A 21753-nucleotide genomic window follows, 5' to 3' on the forward strand; every position below is an offset into this window, starting at 1 on the left:
GGGAGGTAGGCCCCTTGCTTGATGTTAATAATTTTGAGTATATGAAGATTGGTTTGGCATCACCTGATAAAATTCGTTCTTGGTCTTTTGGAGAAGTGAAAAAACCAGAAACAATTAACTATCGTACATTGAAGCCTGAAAAGGATGGTTTATTCTGTGAAAGAATTTTTGGTCCGACTAAGGACTGGGAATGTCATTGTGGAAAATATAAACGCGTCCGCTATAAAGGTGTTGTATGTGACCGATGCGGTGTTGAAGTAACACGTGCTAAGGTTCGTCGTGAACGTATGGGGCATATTGAGCTTGCAGCTCCTGTCTCTCATATATGGTATTTTAAAGGCATTCCTAGCCGTATGGGACTAGTTTTAGATATGTCTCCAAGGGCTTTAGAGGAAATTATTTATTTTGCTTCTTACGTTGTAACTGAATCAGGAGATACAGCTCTTGATAGGAAACAACTTTTATCAGAAAAGGAATATCGTGCATACCGTGAAAAATACGGAAATAAATTCCAAGCAGCGATGGGTGCAGAAGCAATTAAAAAACTTCTTTCTGATATTGATTTAAATAAAGAGGTTGAAGCACTAAAAGAAGAACTGAAATCAGCACAAGGTCAGCGCCGTACACGTGCGATTAAGCGTCTTGAAGTGTTGGAAGCTTTCCGTAACTCTGGTAATGGAACATCATGGATGATTCTTGATGTCCTTCCTGTTATTCCACCAGAACTTCGTCCAATGGTACAGCTTGATGGAGGAAGATTTGCTACATCTGATTTAAACGATCTTTACCGTCGTGTTATCAATCGGAATAACCGTTTAAAGCGGTTATTGGATCTTGGTGCTCCAAATATTATCGTTCAAAACGAAAAACGGATGCTCCAAGAAGCAGTGGACGCATTAATTGATAATGGTCGTCGCGGTCGTCCGGTAACGGGTCCAGGTAACCGTCCATTAAAGTCACTTTCCCATATGTTAAAAGGAAAGCAAGGACGTTTCCGTCAAAACTTACTTGGAAAACGTGTAGACTATTCTGGTCGTTCCGTTATTGTTGTTGGTCCGAACTTAAAAATGTACCAATGCGGTTTGCCGAAAGAAATGGCTCTTGAGTTATTTAAGCCTTTCGTTATGAAGGAACTAGTAGAAAAAGGTTTAGCCCATAATATTAAATCGGCAAAACGTAAGATTGAAAGAGTCTCTCCGGAAGTATGGGATGTGCTTGAAGATGTTATTCGCGAGCACCCGGTTTTACTTAACCGTGCCCCAACACTTCATAGACTAGGGATTCAGGCATTTGAACCTACTCTTGTTGAAGGAAGAGCGATACGCCTTCACCCGCTCGTATGTACTGCATACAACGCGGATTTTGATGGTGACCAAATGGCTGTTCACGTTCCGCTTTCATCTGAAGCGCAAGCAGAAGCTAGACTTTTAATGTTAGCTGCTCAAAACATCTTGAACCCTAAAGACGGTAAGCCAGTTGTTACACCTTCTCAGGATATGGTACTAGGTAACTACTACCTAACTCTTGAAAGAGAAGGCGTTGTCGGAGAGGGTATGATATTTAAAGATACCAACGAAGCGTTAATCGCTTATCAAAATGGCTATGTTCATCTGCACACCCGTGTTGCTGTCCATGCTGGTTCATTAGGAAATGAAACATTGACAGAAGAACAAAATAATAAGCTACTTATTACTACTGTGGGTAAACTTATTTTTAATGAAATTCTTCCGAAATCTTTCCCATATATCAACGAACCAACAAGACAAAATCTTGAAGTAGAAACACCAGCAAACTACTTTGTTGAAAAAGGTGAAGATGTTCTAGCTAGAATTAAAGAAATGCCATTAGTCGATCCTTTCAAAAAGAAAATCCTTGGAAATATCATTGCTGAAGTATTTAAACGATTCAAAATCACTGAAACGTCTAAAATGCTAGACCGGATGAAGGACTTAGGATTTAAATATTCTACAAAAGCGGGGATTACTGTTGGTGTTGCTGATATCGTGGTATTACCTGAAAAGCAAGAAATTCTTCATGAGGCTCAAACGAAAGTTGATAACGTTTTGAAGCAGTTCCGTCGCGGATTAATTACGGAAGACGAACGTTATGATCGTGTTATTGCCATTTGGAGTGCTGCGAAGGATACCATCCAAGGTAAACTAATGCAATCCTTGAATAAAACGAATCCAATATTCATGATGAGTGATTCCGGAGCCCGTGGTAACGCATCAAACTTTACACAGTTAGCAGGTATGCGTGGACTAATGGCCAACCCGGCTGGACGTATTATTGAATTACCAATCAAATCAAGTTTCCGTGAAGGTCTGACAGTTTTAGAATACTTTATTTCTACACACGGTGCGCGTAAAGGTCTTGCCGATACAGCCTTGAAAACTGCTGACTCTGGTTACTTAACACGTCGTCTAGTTGATGTTGCACAAGATGTCATTGTCCGTGAAGATGATTGTGGAACAGATCGTGGATTGTTAATCCGGTCATTAAAGGATGGTACCGAGGTTATCGAAGGCTTGGATGAACGTTTAGTTGGCCGCCATGCCCGTAACCCAATTAAACATCCAGAAACGAATGAAGTGTTAGTTCCTGAAAATGGACTAATCACTGAAGATCTTGCTGAAACCATCGTCGGTGCAGGAATTGAAGAAGTGAAAATTCGCTCTGCCTTTACATGTAATACTCGTCATGGTGTATGTAAAAAGTGTTATGGCCGTAACCTGGCTACAGGTCAAGAAGTTGAAGTTGGGGAAGCAGTTGGTATTATTGCAGCCCAATCAATCGGAGAACCTGGTACACAGTTAACAATGCGTACATTCCATACAGGCGGGGTTGCGGGTGACGATATCACTCAAGGTTTACCTCGTATTCAAGAGATTTTTGAAGCGCGTAATCCTAAGGGTGTTGCGGTTATATCTGAAATTGATGGTGTTGTTGTTGGCATTAATGAAGGCCGTGATCGCCAGCATGAGATTATTGTTCAAGGTGAGATCGAATCACGAACATATAATGCACCATATACAGCACGCTTAAAAGTGGCTGTTAATGATCAGGTTGCCCGTGGTGAGGAGTTAACGGAAGGTTCTATTGACCCTAAAGAATTAATCAAAATCAAAGATGTTAACGCTGTTCAAGAGTACTTGTTACGTGAAGTTCAAAAAGTTTACCGTATGCAGGGTGTTGAAATTGGCGATAAACACGTAGAGGTAATGGTTCGACAAATGATGCGTAAGGTTCGTGTTAGTGATGCTGGTGAAACGGATGTACTTCCTGGTACACTTCTTGACATTCACCAATTCACAGATGCAAATGAAAAAGCATTGTTAAGTGGAAAACTACCGGCCACTGGCCGTCCGGTATTGCTTGGTATTACAAAAGCATCTCTTGAGACAGATTCATTCTTGTCTGCGGCATCATTCCAAGAAACAACAAGAGTTCTTACAGATGCAGCCATCAAAGGCAAGCGTGATGAACTACTGGGCTTAAAAGAAAATGTTATTATCGGAAAACTAGTTCCAGCAGGAACAGGTATGCAAAGATACCGCAAAGCTGAACCAATTTTAAGAGATACAACTTCTGAAGAAACAGTAGCCATTGATTAATTAATAAATCGCGGTACTTGCTTTAGGGCAAGTACCGCATTTTAAAAAAAATGAAATGCTTTGTTGACATATTTTTTAGAAGATGGTATTATATCAAAGGTGCTCCTATTAACCTGATACTTTGGAGGATATGATAAATGTCTTATGAAAAAGTATTACAGGCAAAAAGAATTGTTATAGGAACGAAACAAACAGTAAAAGCACTAAAGGATGGAACAGCCAGTGAGCTCATCATTGCAAGTGACGCTGATACAAAAGTAACAGCAGCGGTAGTGAAACTAGCTCAAGATGTGAACGTCCCAATTATCCACGTTGACTCGATGAAAAAACTCGGCAAAGCATGTGGAATAGAAGTTGGTGCTTCAACTGTAGCGATTATCCGTTAAAAACTGTTTTTGTAGATAGATGGTCTGCAAAAACTTTGTTTTTGCACAAAAATGAACCACCTGGATGTGTGGGCTTACAAAAAATGAAGGGAGGAAAAGTAACATGCCAACTATTAACCAATTAGTACGCAAACCTCGTCAATCTAAAGAGGAAAAGTCAAAATCACCTGCGCTAAATAAAGGTTATAACAGCTTCAAAAAATCACAAACAAATGTATCTTCACCACAAAAACGCGGAGTATGTACTCGTGTTGGTACAATGACTCCAAAGAAACCGAACTCAGCGTTACGTAAATATGCACGTGTACGTTTGACAAACGGTATCGAGGTGACTGCATACATTCCTGGTATCGGCCACAACCTTCAAGAACACAGTGTTGTTCTTATTCGTGGAGGACGTGTAAAGGACTTACCAGGGGTACGTTATCACATCGTACGTGGTGCTCTTGATACGGCTGGTGTTAACAACCGTATGCAAGGTCGTTCTAAATATGGTACTAAGAGACCAAAAGCAGCTAAGAAGTAATAGCATAATAAATAGAAAGCTTGTTTGAAAGGAGGAAATTAAATGCCACGTAAAGGTCCTGTAGCAAAAAGAGATGTGTTACCAGATCCACTTTACAATTCTAAATTAGTTACTCGTCTAATCAATAAAATGATGGTTGATGGTAAAAGAGGTAAGTCACAAGATATTCTTTACTCTGCGTTTGAAACAATTCGTGAACGCTCTGGTAAAGAGCCAATGGAAATTTTTGAAGCAGCAATGAAGAACATTATGCCAGTACTAGAGGTAAAAGCACGCCGTGTAGGTGGAGCGAACTATCAAGTACCAATTGAGGTGCGTCCAGATCGCCGCTCAACTCTTGGTCTACGCTGGTTAGTGAACTATGCGCGTCTTCGCGGAGAAAAAACGATGGAAGAGCGTTTAGCTAATGAAATCATGGATGCAGCTAACAACACTGGTGCATCAGTTAAAAAGCGTGAAGATACACACAAAATGGCAGAAGCAAACAAAGCGTTTGCTCACTATCGTTGGTAGGATTACCTTAATCATAAAAACTTTCATACTAGGAAGGAGAAAGACCAATGGCAAGAGAGTTCTCCTTAGCAAACACTCGTAATATCGGCATCATGGCACACATCGATGCCGGTAAAACGACTACCACTGAACGCGTCCTTTATTACACTGGTAAGATTCATAAGATCGGTGAAACACATGAAGGTGCTTCTCAGATGGACTGGATGGAGCAAGAACAAGAGCGTGGAATCACTATCACGTCAGCAGCGACAACTGCATCATGGAAAGGTCACCGTGTAAACATCATTGACACTCCTGGACACGTAGATTTCACTGTTGAAGTTGAACGTTCCCTTCGTGTACTTGATGGAGCAGTAGCGGTACTTGATGCACAGTCTGGCGTTGAACCACAAACTGAAACAGTTTGGCGTCAAGCAACAACTTATGGTGTACCTCGTGTAGTATTCGTAAACAAGATGGACAAAATCGGTGCAGACTTCCTATATTCAGTAGGAACAATTCATGATCGTCTGCAAGCGAATGCTCATCCAATTCAACTACCGATTGGTGCTGAAGATCAATTCTCAGGTATCATTGACCTTGTGGAAATGAATGCTGTATTCTATGCGAACGACTTAGGTACAGATATCACAGTTGGCGAAATTCCTGAAGAATACAAAGCAAAAGCTGAAGAATATCGTGAAAAACTAGTTGAAGCGGTAGCAGAATTAGATGAAGAATTAATGGAAAAATACCTTAGTGGTGAAGAAATCACTAAAGAAGAGCTTAAATCAGCGATTCGAAAAGGTACTGTTAATGTAGAATTCTATCCTGTTATTTGTGGATCTGCTTTCAAAAACAAAGGTGTTCAACTTATGTTGGATGCGGTTATCGACTACCTTCCATCACCATTAGATGTTCCTGCAATCAAAGGACACGATGTAGATGATGAGGAAGTACTAGTTGAACGTCATTCTGATGATGATGAGCCGTTTTCTGCTCTAGCATTTAAAGTTATGACAGACCCTTATGTTGGTAAATTAACGTTCTTCCGTGTGTACTCTGGTACACTGGATGCTGGATCATATGTCCAAAACTCTACTAAGCGTAAGCGCGAACGTATTGGACGTATCCTACAAATGCATGCAAATAGCCGTCAAGAAATCTCTAAGGTTTATGCTGGTGACATTGCGGCAGCTGTAGGTCTGAAAGATACAACAACTGGTGATACTCTATGTGACGAGAAAAACCTTGTTATCCTAGAATCAATGGTATTCCCTGAACCAGTAATTCAACTTTCAGTAGAACCAAAATCAAAAGCTGACCAAGATAAAATGACAACTGCATTACAAAAACTTCAAGAAGAAGATCCTACATTCCGTGCGCACACTGACCCAGAAACTGGACAGGTTATTATCGCGGGAATGGGCGAACTTCACCTTGATATTCTTGTAGACCGTATGCGTCGCGAGTTTAAGGTTGAAGCTAATGTTGGTGCGCCTCAGGTTGCTTATCGCGAAACTTTCCGTGCTTCTGCACAAGTTGAAGGTAAATTCGCTCGTCAATCTGGTGGTCGTGGTCAATACGGACACGTTTGGATTGAATTCTCACCTAATGATGAAGGTAAAGGATTTGAATTCATTAATGGAATCGTTGGTGGTGTAGTTCCTCGTGAATACATCGCTCCAGTTCAAGCTGGACTTGAAGATGCTCTAAATCGTGGTGTTCTTGCTGGATATCCATTAGTTGATATTAAAGCAAGATTATTCGACGGATCTTACCATGATGTTGACTCCTCTGAAATGGCGTTTAAGATTGCTGCTTCAATGGCACTTAAAAATGCAGCTTCAAAGTGTAAGCCTGTTATCCTTGAACCAATGATGCGCGTTGAAGTTGTAATCCCAGAAGAATATCTAGGTGATATCATGGGACAAATCACTGCACGCCGCGGACGCGTTGAAGGTATGGAAGCTCGTGGAAATGCACAAGTAGTTCGTTCCCAGGTTCCACTTTCAGAAATGTTTGGTTATGCAACTTCACTTCGTTCAAGTACACAAGGTCGTGGAGTATTCTCTATGCACTTTGATCACTATGAAGAAGTTCCAAAATCAGTATCTGAAGAAATTATCAAAAAAAATAAAGGTGAATAATTGATTTTCACCTGTTAATAAAGTATAACTACTTATGTAACCATGGAAACTGTGAAATTGGGACAACCAATTTACAGTTTCCATAAAATATACTTAACTTTTATATATTAAAGGAGGATTTTCCTAATGGGTAAAGCTAAATTCGACCGTTCAAAGCCACACGTAAATATTGGTACAATTGGTCACGTTGACCACGGTAAAACAACTCTAACAGCTGCTATCACATCTGTACTTGCTAAAGTTGGTGGTGCAGAAGCTCGCGGCTATGATCAAATCGACGGTGCACCAGAAGAAAAAGAGCGTGGAATCACAATTTCTACTTCACACGTTGAGTATCAAACTGAATCACGTCACTATGCACACGTTGACTGCCCAGGACACGCTGACTATGTTAAAAACATGATCACTGGTGCAGCTCAAATGGACGGCGGTATCCTAGTTGTTTCTGCAACTGATGGTCCAATGCCACAAACTCGTGAGCATATCCTTCTTTCTCGTCAGGTAGGCGTACCTTACCTTGTTGTATTTATGAACAAGTGTGATATGGTTGATGATGAAGAACTTCTTGAATTAGTAGAAATGGAAATTCGTGATCTATTATCAGAATACGACTTCCCAGGTGATGACACTCCAGTTATCAAAGGTTCTGCTCTTAAAGCTTTAGAAGGCGAAGCTGCTTGGGAAGAAAAAATCAACGAACTTATGGCTGCGGTTGATGAGTGGATTCCAACACCAACTCGTGACACTGACAAACCTTTCATGATGCCAGTTGAGGATGTATTCTCAATCACTGGTCGTGGAACAGTTGCTACTGGCCGTGTTGAGCGTGGAGTAGTTAAAGTTGGGGACGTAGTTGAAATCGTAGGTTTCACTGAAGAGCCAAAATCTACTACTGTAACAGGTGTAGAAATGTTCCGTAAGCTTCTTGACTTCGCTGAAGCTGGAGACAACATCGGTGCATTACTTCGTGGTGTAGCACGTGAAGAAATCGAGCGTGGTCAAGTATTGGCTAAGCCGAAATCAATCACTCCACACTCAAAGTTCAAAGCACAAGTTTATGTATTATCTAAAGAAGAAGGTGGACGTCATACTCCATTCTTCACTAACTACCGTCCACAATTCTATTTCCGTACTTCTGATATTACTGGTATTTGTAATCTTCCAGAAGGCGTAGAAATGGTTATGCCTGGCGACCACATCGAAATGATTGTAGAACTTATTGCTCCAGTAGCAATCGAAGAAGGTACAAAGTTCTCTATCCGTGAAGGCGGACGTACTGTAGGTTCAGGTTCAATCACAACTATTACTGAGTAATTTGAATAATAGAGAGCAGATGGATGACGATCCATCTGTTTTTTTTATGTCAAAAATCTTGTTTCTACTATATAAATAGAGCTCATTTAATATTCAATTAATAAAGCGTTATTAAAGGTTATTTTTGGAGAATGGCTTTTTCTATTGATATTGTATAAACAGGTCGCTATAATAGTAAAAGTGCGCTGAACGCAGCAGAAAATAATTTATTTAAAAAATGTTGCGTTTGCCTAATGTTTTATGTATAATAGACAATGTTGGTCTTTGACTGCGATGATGTGAAAGGTTGCTGACACACCCGGCCGCTTTGCCATGGCGAGTGTGTGGGAAATTTTCACTGAGAATGTCTATTTTTAAAATAGGCGAATAAAGGAGGGAAAATAATGGCAAAACAAAAGATTCGTATCCGTTTAAAAGCTTATGATCACAGAATTCTTGATCAGTCTGCAGAAAAAATCGTTGAAACAGCAAAGCGTTCTGGTGCAGCCGTTTCTGGTCCGATTCCGCTTCCGACTGAAAAAACTATTTACACTGTTCTTCGTGCGGTTCATAAGTACAAAGATTCTCGTGAGCAATTCGAACAACGGACACATAAGCGTCTAATCGATATCGTTAACCCAACTCCACAAACAGTTGATGCGTTAATGCGTTTAGATTTACCATCCGGTGTTGATATTGAAATTAAACTTTAGTTTAAAAAATAAATAACAAATTATCTAGGAGGTGTGACTTAAATGACCAAAGGAATCTTAGGAAGAAAGATTGGTATGACTCAAGTATTTGCAGAAAACGGCAACTTAATCCCAGTTACTGTTGTTCAAGCTGCTCAAAACGTAGTTCTTCAAAAGAAATCAGTTGAAAGCGACGGATATGAAGCTATTCAAATTGGTTTTGAAGATAAGCGTGAAAAGTTAGCTAACAAACCTGAAAAGGGACATGTTGCTAAGGCAAACACTACTCCTAAGCGCTTCATTCGCGAATTCAGCGGAGTTGACGTTACAGGATATGAAGTTGGTCAAGAAGTCAAAGTTGATATTTTCGCTGCTGGCGATGTTGTAGATGTAACAGGAATCTCAAAGGGTAAAGGTTTCCAAGGTGTAATTAAACGCCACGGACAATCACGCGGCCCAATGGCCCACGGTTCTCGTTATCACCGTCGTCCTGGTTCTATGGGACCTGTTGCTCCAAACCGTGTATTCAAAGGTAAACTATTACCTGGTCGTATGGGTGGAGAACAAGTAACAGTTCAAAATCTTGAAATTGTAAAAGTTGATGTTGAACGTAACTTACTTTTAATCAAAGGTAATGTTCCAGGACCTAAGAAAGCATTATTGAAAATCAAAGGTGCGATTAAAGCGTAATATCTTCAAAAGAAAGGAGGAGCAAAAGAATGCCGAAAGTTTCATTGTTTAACCAAAACGGATCACAAGTTGGTGAAATCGAACTTAACGAATCAGTATTTGGTATCGAGCCTAACCAACACGTGTTATTCGAAGCAATTGTTATGCAAAGAGCTTCTTTACGTCAAGGAACTCATAAAGTAAAAGTTCGTTCTGAAGTACGCGGCGGTGGACGTAAACCATGGCGTCAAAAAGGAACTGGTCGTGCTCGTCAAGGGTCTATCCGTTCTCCACAATGGCGCGGAGGTGGTACTGTATTTGGTCCAACACCACGCAGCTACAGCTACAAATTACCGAAAAAGGTACGTCGCTTAGCGATTAAATCTGCATTATCTTCTAAAGTATTAGAAGAAAATGTTTTAGTATTAGAAAGCCTTGCTTTCGATGCTCCAAAAACAAAAGATTTCAAATCAGTATTAGGCGGTCTTTCTGTTGAGAAGAAGGCACTAATCGTTACTGCTGACCTAGATGAAAATGTAGCACTTTCTGCTCGTAATATTCCTGGTGTAACTGTTGTAACAGCTGACGGAATCAATGTGTTGGATGTTGTAAATCATGATAAGTTAATCATGACGAAAGCTGCAGTTGAAAAAGTAGAGGAGGTGCTTGCATAATGGATGCACGCGATATCATTAAGCGCCCCGTTATCACTGAACGTTCTACTGACCTAATGGCTGAGAAGAAATATACTTTTGAAGTTGATGTGAGAGCTAACAAAACTCAAGTTAAAGATGCGATTGTTGAAATCTTTGGCGTAGAAGTTGACAAAGTTAACATCATGAACTATAAAGGTAAATTTAAGCGTATGGGTAAATTCGGTGGTTACACAAATAAACGTCGTAAAGCAATTGTAAAATTAACTGCTGATAGCAAAGAAATCGAATTCTTCGAAGCATAAATTCTATTAAGAAGAGGAGGGAATAAACATGGCGATTAAAAAGTACAAACCTACCTCCAATGGTCGTCGCGGTATGACTACTTCTGATTTCGCAGAAATCACAACTAGCACACCAGAAAAATCTCTAATGGCTCCGTTAAAGAGAAAAGGCGGCCGTAATAACCAAGGTAAGTTAACTGTTCGTCATCAAGGTGGCGGCCATAAGCGTTCATATCGTATTATTGACTTTAAACGTAACAAAGATGGCATTCCAGGACGCGTTGCTACGATCGAGTACGATCCAAACCGTTCCGCGAATATCGCATTAATCAATTATGCAGATGGTGAAAAGCGTTATATCCTAGCTCCTAAAAACCTAGTAGTAGGTTTGGAAGTAATGTCTGGCCCAGAGGCTGATATTAAAGTAGGTAACGCATTACCACTTGTAAACATCCCTGTTGGTACTGTTGTACACAACATCGAGTTAAAACCAGGTAAGGGTGGACAATTAGTTCGTTCTGCTGGAACTTCTGCACAGGTTCTTGGTAAAGAAGGAAAATACGTACTTGTACGTTTAAATTCCGGTGAAGTTCGAATGATTCTTGCTGAGTGCCGTGCAACTATCGGTCAAGTAGGTAACGAACAACACGAACTTATTAAAATTGGTAAAGCAGGACGCTCACGCTGGTTAGGCAAACGCCCAACAGTACGTGGATCTGTAATGAACCCTAACGATCACCCACACGGTGGTGGTGAAGGACGTTCACCAATCGGACGTAAGTCACCAATGTCTCCATGGGGTAAACCAACTCTTGGATTCAAAACTCGTAAGAAAACGAACAAATCCGACAAGTTTATCGTACGTCGTCGTAAAAAATAACGGGATTGACCTACGGTTCACAGAAAGAGCCGTAGAACAATCACGAAGGGAGGTTCATCCATGGGTCGCAGCCTTAAAAAAGGACCATTTGTTGATGATCATTTAATAGTTAAGATCGAAAAGTTAAATGAAACTGAAAGTAAACAAGTTGTTAAAACTTGGTCTCGTCGTTCTACGATCTTCCCACAATTTATCGGCCACACTATCGCTGTATATGACGGTCGCAAACATGTGCCTGTTTATGTTACTGAAGACATGGTAGGACACAAGCTTGGAGAATTTGCTCCAACTCGTGCTTACAAAGGTCATGGTAATGATGATAAGAAAACCAGACGTTAAGAGAGGAGGGCATCCAAATGCAAGCTAAAGCTGTTGCAAGAACAGTTCGTATTGCTCCTCGTAAAGCACGTTTAGTCGTAGATTTAATTCGAGGAAAGCAAGTTGGTGAAGCGGTGGCGATTTTAAATCATACACCAAAGTTTGCTTCTCCAATCGTTGAAAAAGTATTAAAATCTGCTATGGCAAATGCCGAGCATAATTATGAAATGGACATTAATAGCTTGGTAGTAACTCAAGCTTTTGTAGATGAAGGACCAACGTTGAAACGTTTCCGTCCTCGTGCGATGGGCCGTGCAAGTCAAATCAACAAACGCACTAGCCACATCACAATCGTTCTATCAGAAAAGAAGGAGGGATAATCTGTGGGTCAAAAAGTAAATCCAGTCGGTTTGCGAATCGGAATCATCAAAGATTGGGAATCTAAGTGGTACGCAGGTAAAGACTTCGCTGATCTTTTACATGAAGACCTTAAAATTCGTGAGTATATCACGAAGCGTTTGAAGGATGCTTCTGTATCTAAAGTTGAAATCGAACGCGCGGCTAACCGTGTGAATGTAACAGTTCATACTGCTAAGCCTGGTATGGTTATCGGTAAAGGCGGTACTGAAGTTGAAGCACTTCGTAAAGCTTTAAATCAATTAACTGGCAAACGTGTACACATCAACATTCTTGAAATCAAGAGAGCAGATCTTGATGCAAAATTAGTTGCTGAAAATATTGCTCGTCAATTAGAAAATCGTGTATCTTTCCGTCGTGCACAAAAGCAAGCAATTCAACGTGCTATGCGTGCAGGAGCTAAAGGTATTAAGACTATGGTATCAGGTCGTCTTGGCGGTGCAGATATTGCTCGTGCAGAACACTACAGCGAAGGAACAGTTCCACTTCATACACTTCGCGCTGATATCGACTATGCTCATGCTGAAGCAGATACTACTTATGGTAAGCTTGGCATAAAAGTATGGATCTATAAGGGAGAAGTCCTTCCTACTAAGAAGAAACCTGCGGAAGGAGGCAAATAATATGTTATTGCCAAAACGCGTTAAATATCGCCGTCAACACCGTGGAAAAATGCGTGGTAACGCAAAAGGTGGAACTGAAGTAACTTTCGGTGAATTCGGCTTACAAGCAACTGAAGCTTCTTGGATCACTAACCGCCAAATCGAAGCTGCCCGTATTGCAATGACTCGTTACATGAAACGTGGCGGTAAAGTTTGGATTAAAATTTTCCCGCATAAGCCTTATACTGCAAAACCTCTTGAGGTGCGGATGGGATCTGGTAAAGGTGCACCTGAAGGCTGGGTAGCTGTTGTTAAACCAGGGAAAGTAATGTTTGAAATTGCTGGTGTTTCTGAAGAGGTAGCACGTGAAGCACTTCGTCTTGCAATGCACAAACTTCCAATTAAATGTAAGTTCGTAAAACGTGAAGAAATTGGTGGTGAATCAAATGAGAGCTAATGAAATTAAAGACCTTACCACTGCCGAAATTGAACAAAAAGTTAAATCCTTAAAAGAAGAGCTTTTCAACCTACGCTTCCAATTAGCGACTGGCCAACTTGAAAATACAGCTCGTATCCGTGAAGTACGCAAAGCGATTGCTCGCATGAAAACTGTGATTCGTGAGAGAGAAATCAGCTTTAACAAGTAATAATTGAGAGGAGGTTCACATAATGAGTGAACGTAATCAACGCAAAGTTTACACTGGGCGGGTCGTTTCTGACAAAATGGATAAAACTATTACTGTTTTAGTCGAAACCCACAAAAAGCATCCTCTTTACGGTAAACGCGTTAAATACTCTAAAAAGTTTAAGGCTCATGATGAGCAAAATGAAGCTAAGATTGGCGATGTTGTACGTATCATGGAAACTCGTCCTCTATCAGCTACAAAACGCTTCCGTTTAGTTGAAGTTACAGAAAAAGCAGTTATTATTTAATTGTTCGGATTAAGTATCATTCCGAAGGGAGGTTACACACATGATTCAACAAGAATCACGTTTAAAAGTTGCAGATAACTCTGGTGCTCGTGAGGTACTTACCATTAAAGTTCTTGGCGGTTCTGGCCGTAAAACTGCGGGTATTGGTGATGTTATCGTTTGTACAGTGAAACAAGCAACACCTGGTGGCGTTGTTAAGAAGGGTGACGTTGTTAAGGCTGTTATCGTTCGTACGAAAAGCGGTGCTCGTCGACCTGATGGAACATACATTCGTTTCGATGAAAACGCATGTGTAATTATCAAGGATGATAAGAGTCCTCGTGGAACTCGTATCTTCGGACCAGTTGCTCGTGAACTTCGCGATAGCAACTTTATGAAAATTGTATCTTTAGCTCCAGAAGTATTATAATTTAAATTCAAATGCCTTTAAGGAGGTGCTTACGAATGCATGTTAAAAAAGGTGACAAAGTAAGAGTTATCTCCGGTAAGGATAAAGGCAAAACAGGAGTAATCCTAGCAGCCTATCCTAAAGATAGCCGTGTACTAGTAGAAGGTATTAATATCGTGAAAAAACACGCTAAACCTTCTCAAGTGAATCCACAAGGCGGAATTATGAGCTTTGAGGCACCAATTCATGTATCAAACGTTATGCCTATCGATCCTAAGTCTGGTAACCCAACTCGTGTAGGTTATACAAATGTTGATGGCAAAAAAGTACGCGTGGCAAAATCCGGTGAATTACTAGATAAATAAATAGTTTAAATAAGAAGGGAGGTACTATGTATGAACCGCCTAAAAGAAAAATTTGTTAAAGAAGTAACACCTGCTCTAATGAGCAAGTTCAACTATAAATCAGTAATGCAAGTTCCACAACTTAATAAGATTGTTATTAACATGGGTGTTGGTGATGCAGTTGCTAACGCAAAAGCATTAGATAATGCTGTTGAAGAACTTTCTACCATTACAGGTCAGAAGCCTGTTGTAACTCGTGCTAAGAAATCAATCGCTGGTTTCCGTCTTCGTGAAGGTATGCCAATCGGTGCAAAAGTTACACTTCGCGGTGAGCGCATGTACGAATTCTTGGATAAATTAGTTTCTGTTTCTTTACCTCGTGTTCGTGACTTCCGTGGTGTTTCTAAAAAATCATTCGATGGTCGCGGTAACTATACTTTGGGTGTTAAAGAACAATTAATCTTCCCTGAAATTGATTACGATAAAGTAAGCAAGGTTCGTGGTATGGATATCGTTATCGTAACGACTGCTAATACTGATGAAGAAGCACGTGAACTATTAACACAATTTGGAATGCCGTTCCAAAAGTAATCGCTAAATAAGGGAGGCGAAAACGTGGCTAAAAAGTCAATGATAGCGAAACAAAAACGCACGCCTAAATTCGCGGTTCAAGAGTACACTCGCTGTGAACGTTGCGGCCGTCCACACTCTGTATACCGTAAATTTAAGCTTTGCCGTATTTGTTTCCGTGAATTAGCATACAAAGGACAAATTCCTGGTGTCAAAAAAGCTAGCTGGTAAACCCCAAGTCTGGGAAGGAGGTAAAAATAATGGTCATGACAGATCCGATTGCTGATTTGCTTACTCGCATTCGTAATGCGAATATGGTGCGTCACGAAAAGTTAGAAGTGCCTGCTTCTAATATCAAAAAAGAAATCGCTGAAATCTTAAAGCGTGAAGGCTTCGTTCGTGATGTTGAATTTATTGAAGACAACAAACAAGGTATTATCCGTATCTTCTTAAAGTACGGTTCTAATAATGAACGTGTTATCACTGGTCTTAAGCGCATAAGCAAGCCTGGACTTCGTGTTTATGCAAAATCTACTGAGGTACCACGTGTCCTTAATGGTCTTGGTATCGCATTAGTATCAACTTCAAATGGTGTTATAACTGATAAAGAAGCACGTGCTAAACAAGTTGGCGGAGAAGTATTAGCTTACGTTTGGTAATATAGTTTCTGAATGAATGGAGGTGCACTAAATGTCTCGCGTAGGAAAAAAACCTATTGAAATCCCTGCAGGTGTTACGGTTACTTTAAATAATAGTACCGTTACTGTTAAAGGTCCAAAAGGCGAACTTACTCGCTCTTTTAATCCAGATATCGAAATTAAAATCGAAGAAAACCTAGTAACAATCACACGTCCATCTGATGTAAAAGAACATCGCGCATTACACGGAACAACTCGTGCGTTAATTGCGAACATGGTTGAAGGTGTTTCCAAGGGCTTCGAAAGAAGATTAGAATTAATCGGGGTTGGTTACCGTGTTCAAAAGCAAGGTAACAAGCTTGTATTAAATGTTGGATATTCACATCCAGTAGAGTTTGAACCAGAAGCTGGTCTTGAAATCGAAGTACCTGCTAATACAAAGATTACAATTAAAGGTACAGATAAAGAACGTGTTGGTGCATTAGCAGCCAATATTCGTCAAGTTCGTCCTCCAGAGCCGTATAAAGGTAAAGGAATTCGTTACGAAGGTGAATTTGTTCGTCGTAAAGAAGGTAAAACAGGTAAGTAATGCCGCTTAGGTAAACGAAAGGAGTGACGTAAATGATTACGAAGCTTGATAAAAATGCTAGTCGGAAGAAAAGACATGCTCGAGTTCGTTCGAAACTTAGCGGTACTGCAGCACGTCCACGTCTAAATGTCTTCCGTTCAAATAAGCATGTTTATGCACAGGTTATCGATGACATGAGTGGAGTTACATTAGTAAGTGCTTCTACTATGGAAAAAGATCTTAACCTTGAATCTACAAGCAATCTTGAAGCTGCTAAGTTGGTCGGAGAATTAGTTGCTAAACGTGCGGTAGAAAAAGGTATCTCTGCTGTTGTTTTTGACCGTGGAGGATATCTATATCATGGTCGTATCCAAGCACTAGCTGATGCAGCCCGTGAAAACGGCCTACAATTTTAATAGATAAAGGAGGGACACATATAATGATACGTCGTATTGATCCAAACAAACTTGAACTTGAAGAACGCGTTGTAACGGTTAACCGTGTAGCGAAAGTTGTTAAGGGTGGTCGTCGTTTTCGCTTCACTGCTCTAGTAGTAGTTGGAGATAAAAACGGTCATGTTGGTTTCGGTACTGGTAAAGCTCAAGAAGTACCAGATGCGATTCGTAAAGCAATCGAAGATGCTAAGAAGAACTTAGTCGAAGTACCAATGGTTGGAACTACTGTTCCTCACCAAGTAATTGGACGATTTGGCGCTGGCGAAATTCTTCTAAAGCCTGCTTCTGAAGGTACAGGGGTTATTGCTGGTGGTCCAGTCCGTGCTGTTCTAGAATTAGGCGGGGTAGGAGATATCCTTTCTAAATCATTAGGAACAAACACTCCAATTAATATGGTACGTGCAACGATTGACGGTATTAAACAACTAAAACGTGCTGAAGACGTAGCCAAGTTACGTGGTAAATCAGTAGAAGAACTGCTAGGATAAGGAGGGAAATCAAATGGCAAACAAACTATTAATTACCCTCAATAAAAGCGTTATTGGTCGCCCTGGTGACCAAAAAGCGACAGTTACTGCTCTAGGTTTACGCAAATTAAATCAAACAGTTGAGCACCAAGATAATGCTGCAATTCGCGGCATGATTACGAAAGTTGCTCACCTTGTAACAGTAAAAGAACAATAATTGATTGTTTTCTTTCATAAGGAGGTGCCAATATGAAACTTCATGAATTAAAGCCTGCTGAGGGTTCTCGTAAAGAACGTAAACGTTTAGGACGTGGAATCGGTTCTGGTCAAGGGAAAACTGCTGGTAAAGGTCATAAAGGTCAAAATGCTCGTTCCGGCGGTGGTGTCCGTCTAGGATTCGAGGGTGGTCAAACACCTTTATTCCGTCGTTTACCAAAACGTGGTTTTACAAATATCAACCGTAAAGAGTATGCAATTGTAAACCTTGATGTTCTTAACCAGTTTGAAGAGGGTACAGAAGTTACTCCAGAACTTCTAATTGAAACTGGTGTTGTTAAGAATGAAAAAGCAGGAATCAAAATTCTTGCAAAAGGGAACGTAGAGAAAAAACTCACTGTTAAAGCTCATAAATTCTCCTCTACCGCCAAAGAAGCAATTGAAGCTGTAGGTGGAACTACTGAGGTGATCTAATGTTCCAGACAATCTCCAATTTTATGCGCGTGGCTGAAATTAGAAGAAAGATTATTTTCACTCTTTTAATGTTAATCGTATTTCGACTTGGCAGTTTTATTCCTGTTCCAAATGTAAATGCTGAAATTTTGGCTGCACAAGATAAATTAAGTGTCTTTGGTATATTAAATACCTTTGGTGGTGGGGCGTTGCAAAACTTCTCCATCCTTGCTATGGGTATTATGCCTTACATCACTGCTTCCATTATTATTCAGCTTTTACAGATGGATGTTGTTCCGAAATTTACGGAATGGTCAAAGCAAGGAGATGCTGGACGCCGAAAGTTAGCTCAGTTTACCCGTTATTTCACGATTGTACTTGGCTTTATTCAAGCTTTAGGTATGTCTTACGGATTTAATAGTATGTCAAGTGGTCAATTAATCGTAAATCCTGGAATTGGTACTTATTTATTAATTGCAGTTGTTTTAACTGCCGGTACTGCATTTTTGATGTGGTTAGGAGAGCAAATTACTGAAAAGGGCGTTGGAAATGGTATTTCCATTATCATCTTTGCAGGTATTGTTGCTAGTATCCCTAATACAGTTAATCAAATTTATGTACAGCAGTTTGAAAATGCTGGTGAGCAGTTATTCCTCCGTATCGTTACGGTTGTTTTAATACTCTTGGCTGTAATCGCAATTGTAGTTGGTACTATTTTCATTCAACAAGCGATAAGAAAAATTCCAATTCAGTATGCAAAACAAAGATCTGTTAACGGTCGTAATGCTGGTGCACAACAATCCACTCATATGCCGTTAAAAGTTAATGCTGCTGGTGTTATCCCTGTAATCTTTGCAGTTTCCTTTATTGTAACCCCAAGAACTATTGCATCATTTTTTCCAACAAATGATGTAACGCTTTGGATTACAAGAGTATTTGATTATTCCCACCCAATTGGAATGACCCTATATGCTGCTCTGATTATCGCTTTTACTTATTTCTATGCATTTATTCAGGTTAATCCAGAACAAGCTGCAGAAAATTTACAAAAGCAAAGCGGTTATATCCCAGGTATTAGACCGGGCAGGAGTACACAGGAATACTTAACACGCGTACTATATCGTTTAACATTTGTAGGTGCACTTTTCTTAACAGTTATTGCGATTCTTCCTATTATCTTCATTGGAATAGCGAACCTTCCGCAATCGGCTCAAATTGGGGGAACAAGCTTACTAATCGTTGTGGGTGTTGCCCTTGATACGATGAAGCAGCTTGAAGCACAGCTAGTTAAACGTCATTATAAAGGTTTTATAAAATAAGGTGGTTTTGGGGACATACGTTCCCTAAAACCGATAAATAGCACGAGGGGGAACACGTGTGAATTTAGTATTAATGGGGCTACCGGGTGCTGGAAAAGGTACTCAAGCCGAGCAAATCGTCGAACAATACGGCATCCCTCATATCTCTACTGGAGATATGTTCCGTGCAGCGATGAAAGAAGGAACAGAACTAGGATTAGAAGCTAAGTCTTTCATGGACAAAGGTGAACTTGTTCCTGATGAAGTTACAATCGGCATTGTTCGTGAACGTTTAAGTAAAGATGACTGTAAAAATGGCTTTTTACTTGATGGCTTTCCTAGAACGGTACCTCAAGCTGAAGCATTGGAAAATCTATTATCTGACCTAGATAAAAAGATTGATTACGTAATCAATATTAGTGTTGATAAAAGTATTTTAATGGAACGTTTGACAGGTCGTCGTATCTGTAAAGATTGTGGATCAACTTATCATTTAGTATTCAATCCTCCTGCAAAAGAGGGTAATTGCGACAAATGTGGTGGAGAACTCTACCAACGTGCAGATGATAATGCTGAGACCGTACAAAATAGATTAGACGTCAATATTAAACAGCAAGAACCATTGCTTACTTTTTATGAAACAAAAGGTTACCTGCGCTCAATTGATGGTCAACAGGATATTAAAAAAGTATTTGCTGTAATCAAGCAATTGGTCGGGGACTTACGTTAATGGCCATTAGTTTAAATGTGCAATCGACTCTCGAACATCTCTTCAATAAGCTTCAAAAGTATGTAGATGTAAATGGCTTTTCTATTGTACTGAGTATGTAGGACCGAGAGTTGGGCAAGACTTACATGTGGAATTTGAAATTCCAAACATTGTAGAATTTACTTGCGGACAGTTAACAAACATTATGTTAGAATTACAAGGTTGCTATTGTTTTGTACGAATGAAAAGAATTTGCTTTGCATTTTCGGATCTAATAATTGAATCGAGAAGGGAGACGAATTAATGGCCAAAGATGATGTAATTGAAATTGAAGGTAAAGTCATTGAAACTTTGCCAAATGCAATGTTTAAGGTAGAATTAGAAAATGGTCATACCGTGCTAGCTCATGTTTCTGGTAAAATCCGAATGCACTTCATTCGCATCCTTCCGGGTGACAAAGTTACTGTCGAGCTTTCTCCATATGACTTAACACGCGGAAGAATTACTTACCGCTTTAAATAGTTGCTTGCACTCCGTATTACTAAGGAGGTTAGGATAATGAAAGTAAGACCATCTGTTAAACCGATCTGCGAAAAGTGCAAAGTTATCCGTAGACGCGGTAAAGTCATGGTTATCTGTGAAAACCCTAAACATAAACAAAAACAAGGTTAATCTTGAAGGAGGTGCGCTCATTTATGGCACGTATTGCTGGTGTAGATATTCCACGTGAAAAACGTGTAGTTATCTCTTTGACTTACATTTATGGTATTGGTAAAAATACTGCACAAAAAGTTTTAACAGAAGCTGGTGTTTCTGAAAATACTCGAGTACGTGATTTAACAGAAGACGAACTAAACAAAATCCGTGATATCATCGACAAATTAAAAGTTGAAGGTGACCTTCGCCGTGAAATTTCTCTTAACATTAAGCGTTTAATGGAGATTGGCTGCTACCGCGGATTACGTCATCGTCGTGGTTTACCGGTTCGTGGACAAAACACGAAAAACAACGCTCGTACACGCAAAGGTCCTCGTAAGACTGTTGCGAACAAGAAGAAGTAATCGGCAAAGGAGGTTATTTAAATGGCACGTAAAACTAATACACGTAAACGTCGTGTTAAAAAGAATATTGAACAAGGTATCGCGCATATTCGTTCAACATTTAACAATACAATCGTAACAATTACGGATGTTCATGGTAATGCGATTTCATGGTCAAGTGCTGGTGCGCTTGGATTTAGAGGTTCTCGTAAATCTACTCCATTCGCAGCTCAAATGGCAGCTGAAACTGCAGCTAAGACCTCTATTGAACATGGTATGAAGACTCTAGAAGTTACAGTTAAAGGACCTGGTGCAGGTCGTGAGGCTGCAATTCGTGCGTTACAAGCTGCTGGTCTTGAAGTAACAGCTATTAAGGACGTTACTCCAGTACCTCATAACGGATGCCGTCCACCAAAACGCCGTCGTGTTTAATTTTTCTGTATAGAATTTGTATCTTGCGTCTATAATGGGTTATGATACTAATTTTTCCGTTCTTACAGAAGATTTTATTCCAGTTGTTGTGCACAAAACGGGAACGTATACATGGGGGAATTTCGATTAGCTAATTTTCTAGTCGAGGTTCGACGTTTTGAAGGAGGGTTATTTGATGATCGAAATAGAAAAACCAAAAATCGAAACGGTTGAGATCAACGATGATGCCAAGTACGGAAAGTTCGTCGTAGAACCACTTGAGCGTG

34 protein-coding genes are annotated in these 21753 nt (G+C 40.0%); all 34 read left to right on the plus strand.

Translation table 11 applies throughout. From position 1 onward, the window contains the following. Window positions 1-14: 14 nt before the first annotated feature. Window positions 15-3614, plus strand: a complete 3600-nt coding sequence (gene rpoC / locus J2Y03_RS27415; RefSeq protein WP_132096489.1) for a DNA-directed RNA polymerase subunit beta' — start codon at window positions 15-17, stop codon at window positions 3612-3614. 137 nt (window positions 3615-3751) lie between these two features. Beyond that, the gene (locus J2Y03_RS27420) at window positions 3752-4000 is read left to right on the plus strand and encodes a 50S ribosomal protein L7ae-like protein (RefSeq protein WP_132096492.1); all 249 of its coding nucleotides are present in this window, start codon (window positions 3752-3754) and stop codon (window positions 3998-4000) included. Between the two features lie 103 nt (window positions 4001-4103). Next, window positions 4104-4526 carry a 30S ribosomal protein S12 gene (gene rpsL / locus J2Y03_RS27425; protein WP_026565517.1) on the plus strand — a complete coding sequence of 141 codons (423 nt, stop codon included), beginning with the start codon at window positions 4104-4106 and terminating at the stop codon, window positions 4524-4526. Window positions 4527-4568: 42 nt separating this feature from the next. After that, window positions 4569-5039, plus strand: a complete 471-nt coding sequence (gene rpsG, locus J2Y03_RS27430) for a 30S ribosomal protein S7 (RefSeq protein ID WP_132096494.1) — start codon at window positions 4569-4571, stop codon at window positions 5037-5039. A 47-nt stretch (window positions 5040-5086) separates the two neighbouring features. Then, entirely contained in the window at window positions 5087-7168 is a 2082-nt protein-coding gene (gene fusA, locus J2Y03_RS27435) for an elongation factor G (RefSeq protein WP_310200281.1), read from the plus strand. Between the two features lie 126 nt (window positions 7169-7294). Further along, window positions 7295-8482: an elongation factor Tu gene (gene tuf, locus J2Y03_RS27440; RefSeq protein WP_310200283.1), complete on the plus strand. Its 1188-nt coding sequence runs from the start codon at window positions 7295-7297 to the stop codon at window positions 8480-8482. Window positions 8483-8865: 383 nt separating this feature from the next. Beyond that, complete coding sequence (rpsJ, locus tag J2Y03_RS27445) at window positions 8866-9174, plus strand: 30S ribosomal protein S10 (protein WP_132096501.1); 309 nt, start codon at window positions 8866-8868, stop codon at window positions 9172-9174. A gap of 42 nt (window positions 9175-9216) precedes the next feature. After that, complete coding sequence (rplC, locus tag J2Y03_RS27450) at window positions 9217-9843, plus strand: 50S ribosomal protein L3 (RefSeq protein ID WP_310200285.1); 627 nt, start codon at window positions 9217-9219, stop codon at window positions 9841-9843. A 29-nt stretch (window positions 9844-9872) separates the two neighbouring features. After that, window positions 9873-10496, plus strand: a complete 624-nt coding sequence (gene rplD, locus J2Y03_RS27455) for a 50S ribosomal protein L4 (protein ID WP_132096505.1) — start codon at window positions 9873-9875, stop codon at window positions 10494-10496. Then, complete coding sequence (rplW, locus tag J2Y03_RS27460) at window positions 10496-10780, plus strand: 50S ribosomal protein L23 (RefSeq protein ID WP_090767618.1); 285 nt, start codon at window positions 10496-10498, stop codon at window positions 10778-10780. Before rplD ends, rplW begins: the two co-directional genes overlap by 1 nt. A gap of 28 nt (window positions 10781-10808) precedes the next feature. Beyond that, entirely contained in the window at window positions 10809-11639 is an 831-nt protein-coding gene (gene rplB / locus J2Y03_RS27465) for a 50S ribosomal protein L2 (RefSeq protein ID WP_310200290.1), read from the plus strand. Window positions 11640-11699: 60 nt separating this feature from the next. Next, window positions 11700-11978, plus strand: coding sequence for a 30S ribosomal protein S19 (rpsS, locus tag J2Y03_RS27470; protein ID WP_090767623.1), 279 nt, complete (start codon window positions 11700-11702; stop codon window positions 11976-11978). A 17-nt stretch (window positions 11979-11995) separates the two neighbouring features. Beyond that, window positions 11996-12337, plus strand: coding sequence for a 50S ribosomal protein L22 (gene rplV / locus J2Y03_RS27475; protein ID WP_132096509.1), 342 nt, complete (start codon window positions 11996-11998; stop codon window positions 12335-12337). Window positions 12338-12340: 3 nt separating this feature from the next. Next, window positions 12341-12997 carry a 30S ribosomal protein S3 gene (gene rpsC / locus J2Y03_RS27480; protein ID WP_310200292.1) on the plus strand — a complete coding sequence of 219 codons (657 nt, stop codon included), beginning with the start codon at window positions 12341-12343 and terminating at the stop codon, window positions 12995-12997. A gap of 1 nt (window position 12998) precedes the next feature. Continuing rightward, complete coding sequence (gene rplP / locus J2Y03_RS27485) at window positions 12999-13433, plus strand: 50S ribosomal protein L16 (protein ID WP_045516533.1); 435 nt, start codon at window positions 12999-13001, stop codon at window positions 13431-13433. Then, a complete protein-coding gene (gene rpmC / locus J2Y03_RS27490; protein WP_132096513.1) occupies window positions 13423-13623 on the plus strand; it encodes a 50S ribosomal protein L29 in 201 nt (66 codons plus the stop codon). Before rplP ends, rpmC begins: the two co-directional genes overlap by 11 nt. A 22-nt stretch (window positions 13624-13645) precedes the next feature. After that, on the plus strand, window positions 13646-13909 hold the full coding sequence (rpsQ, locus tag J2Y03_RS27495) for a 30S ribosomal protein S17 (protein WP_310200295.1): 264 nt from the start codon (window positions 13646-13648) through the stop codon (window positions 13907-13909). Between the two features lie 40 nt (window positions 13910-13949). After that, window positions 13950-14318 carry a 50S ribosomal protein L14 gene (rplN, locus tag J2Y03_RS27500; RefSeq protein WP_090767641.1) on the plus strand — a complete coding sequence of 123 codons (369 nt, stop codon included), beginning with the start codon at window positions 13950-13952 and terminating at the stop codon, window positions 14316-14318. 35 nt (window positions 14319-14353) lie between these two features. Continuing rightward, window positions 14354-14662 carry a 50S ribosomal protein L24 gene (gene rplX, locus J2Y03_RS27505; protein ID WP_132096517.1) on the plus strand — a complete coding sequence of 103 codons (309 nt, stop codon included), beginning with the start codon at window positions 14354-14356 and terminating at the stop codon, window positions 14660-14662. A 30-nt stretch (window positions 14663-14692) separates the two neighbouring features. After that, a complete protein-coding gene (gene rplE / locus J2Y03_RS27510) occupies window positions 14693-15232 on the plus strand; it encodes a 50S ribosomal protein L5 (RefSeq protein ID WP_132096519.1) in 540 nt (179 codons plus the stop codon). Between the two features lie 24 nt (window positions 15233-15256). Further along, complete coding sequence (rpsN, locus tag J2Y03_RS27515) at window positions 15257-15442, plus strand: 30S ribosomal protein S14 (protein WP_090767650.1); 186 nt, start codon at window positions 15257-15259, stop codon at window positions 15440-15442. A gap of 29 nt (window positions 15443-15471) precedes the next feature. Then, on the plus strand, window positions 15472-15870 hold the full coding sequence (rpsH, locus tag J2Y03_RS27520; protein WP_132096521.1) for a 30S ribosomal protein S8: 399 nt from the start codon (window positions 15472-15474) through the stop codon (window positions 15868-15870). Window positions 15871-15901: 31 nt separating this feature from the next. Continuing rightward, a complete protein-coding gene (gene rplF / locus J2Y03_RS27525; RefSeq protein WP_310200300.1) occupies window positions 15902-16438 on the plus strand; it encodes a 50S ribosomal protein L6 in 537 nt (178 codons plus the stop codon). A gap of 32 nt (window positions 16439-16470) precedes the next feature. Beyond that, the gene (rplR, locus tag J2Y03_RS27530; RefSeq protein WP_132096525.1) at window positions 16471-16833 is read left to right on the plus strand and encodes a 50S ribosomal protein L18; all 363 of its coding nucleotides are present in this window, start codon (window positions 16471-16473) and stop codon (window positions 16831-16833) included. Between the two features lie 26 nt (window positions 16834-16859). Next, window positions 16860-17360 carry a 30S ribosomal protein S5 gene (gene rpsE, locus J2Y03_RS27535; RefSeq protein ID WP_132096580.1) on the plus strand — a complete coding sequence of 167 codons (501 nt, stop codon included), beginning with the start codon at window positions 16860-16862 and terminating at the stop codon, window positions 17358-17360. A gap of 13 nt (window positions 17361-17373) precedes the next feature. Then, the gene (gene rpmD, locus J2Y03_RS27540) at window positions 17374-17556 is read left to right on the plus strand and encodes a 50S ribosomal protein L30 (protein WP_132096527.1); all 183 of its coding nucleotides are present in this window, start codon (window positions 17374-17376) and stop codon (window positions 17554-17556) included. Window positions 17557-17588: 32 nt separating this feature from the next. Next, the gene (gene rplO, locus J2Y03_RS27545; RefSeq protein WP_310200302.1) at window positions 17589-18029 is read left to right on the plus strand and encodes a 50S ribosomal protein L15; all 441 of its coding nucleotides are present in this window, start codon (window positions 17589-17591) and stop codon (window positions 18027-18029) included. Then, window positions 18029-19327, plus strand: coding sequence for a preprotein translocase subunit SecY (gene secY, locus J2Y03_RS27550; protein ID WP_310200304.1), 1299 nt, complete (start codon window positions 18029-18031; stop codon window positions 19325-19327). Before rplO ends, secY begins: the two co-directional genes overlap by 1 nt. A 58-nt stretch (window positions 19328-19385) precedes the next feature. Continuing rightward, on the plus strand, window positions 19386-20036 hold the full coding sequence (locus J2Y03_RS27555; RefSeq protein WP_310200306.1) for an adenylate kinase: 651 nt from the start codon (window positions 19386-19388) through the stop codon (window positions 20034-20036). A 282-nt stretch (window positions 20037-20318) separates the two neighbouring features. After that, window positions 20319-20537 (plus strand): translation initiation factor IF-1, encoded by a 219-nt coding sequence (gene infA, locus J2Y03_RS27560; protein ID WP_007085268.1) that lies wholly within the window; start codon window positions 20319-20321, stop codon window positions 20535-20537. A gap of 36 nt (window positions 20538-20573) precedes the next feature. Next, entirely contained in the window at window positions 20574-20687 is a 114-nt protein-coding gene (gene rpmJ, locus J2Y03_RS27565; protein WP_000868344.1) for a 50S ribosomal protein L36, read from the plus strand. A 23-nt stretch (window positions 20688-20710) separates the two neighbouring features. Next, window positions 20711-21076, plus strand: a complete 366-nt coding sequence (rpsM, locus tag J2Y03_RS27570; protein WP_132096582.1) for a 30S ribosomal protein S13 — start codon at window positions 20711-20713, stop codon at window positions 21074-21076. A gap of 21 nt (window positions 21077-21097) precedes the next feature. Next, a complete protein-coding gene (gene rpsK / locus J2Y03_RS27575; RefSeq protein ID WP_066072366.1) occupies window positions 21098-21487 on the plus strand; it encodes a 30S ribosomal protein S11 in 390 nt (129 codons plus the stop codon). 175 nt (window positions 21488-21662) lie between these two features. Continuing rightward, on the plus strand, window positions 21663-21753 hold a 91-nt coding region (locus J2Y03_RS27580), incomplete at its 3' end, for a hypothetical protein (protein ID WP_310200309.1).

It is taken from the genome of Neobacillus niacini, from assembly GCF_031457145.1.
Lineage (GTDB): Bacteria > Bacillota > Bacilli > Bacillales > Cytobacillaceae > Neobacillus > Neobacillus niacini_J.